General features: G+C 55.1%; 2 protein-coding genes. Both read left to right on the plus strand.

The annotated features are described in order from the left end of the window. Positions 1-186 (plus strand): IS66 family insertion sequence element accessory protein TnpB (tnpB, locus tag AC2TDN_RS26455; RefSeq protein ID WP_484690726.1); only part of this gene is annotated, 186 nt, incomplete at its 5' end. 67 nt (positions 187-253) lie between these two features. Next, positions 254-1251: IS66 family transposase (tnpC, locus tag AC2TDN_RS26460; RefSeq protein WP_484690727.1), on the plus strand; the 998-nt coding region annotated here is incomplete at its 3' end.

A 1251-nucleotide genomic window follows, 5' to 3' on the forward strand; every position in this document is an offset into this window, starting at 1 on the left:
CTGTACTGGGAGTACAATGGCTTTTGGCTGTTTTATCGCCGGCTGGAACGCGGTACGTTTGAGTGGCCAAAGGGACGCGAAGGTGCCGTCACCGTCTCTTCCCGCGAACTTCGCTGGCTGCTAGACGGACTTGCCCTAAGCCAACGGCATGCGCACCCGCAAGTCACGGCAAACACGGTTATTTAACGAAATTTTCGTCATTTCGACATACCTAGAGGTAGGATATAGCATTCACCCTGCGAATAAATAGAATATGGAAAATCAAACGGAAACCCATTCCCTTACAATAGAAGAGCTGGAACAGAAAACAGCCAAGCTGGAGCAGCAGAATGCGGAATTGTCGACCAAACTCAAATGGTACGAAGAGCAGTTCCGTCTTGCGCAGCAGAAGCGCTTCGGCGCCTCGAGTGAGAAGACGCATCCGGATCAACTGGAGCTGAATCTGTTCAATGAAGCCGAGATGCTAGCGACGCCTGCCTCGCAGGAGCCAGACATCGAGACCGTTACTTACAGTCGCAAGAAGTCGGCCGGCAGCCGCGAAGCTAAGCTGGATCAGTTCCCTGTGGAAACGATCACTTATGTTTTACCTGAGGAGGAGCAAGTCTGCGCCTGCTGCGGAGGTGTGCTTCATGAGATGAGCACCGAGACGCGAAACGAAATCGCGGTCATCCCTGCGGAAGTGAAGGTGACGCGGCATGTGCGCCAGGTGTATGCATGCCGACGCTGTGAACGCGAGGAAATTCGCACGCCGATCGTAACGGCTCCCATGCCGAAGCCCGTCTATCCGGGAAGTCTTGCTTCTCCATCGATCATGGCGCACGTCATGAGCCAGAAGTATGTAGACAGTCAGCCGCTGTATCGGCAGGAGCAACAGTTTGCCCGTTTAGGTCTAACGATCTCACGGCAAACGCTCGCAAATTGGATGATGTACGGCGCGGATCAATGGCTTTCGCTGCTAACGGACCGTATGCGGGAGCACCTGCTGAATCAGGACATCCTGCATGCCGATGAAACGACGTTGCAGGTCCTGCGCGAGCCGGGCAAGTCTGCGGAGACGAAATCATATCTCTGGTTGTACCGAACGGGGCGTGAAGGCCCGCCGATCGTTTTATACGACTACCGGCCATCGCGCGGCGGCGAGCATCCTCGCGATTTTTTGAAGGGATTCAGCGGCTATCTGCATGTGGACGGTTATCCCGGCTACCACAAGGTACAAGGCGTCACGCTAATTGGATGCTGGTCGCATGCGCG

Source organism: Paenibacillus sp. Y660, from assembly GCF_057221575.1.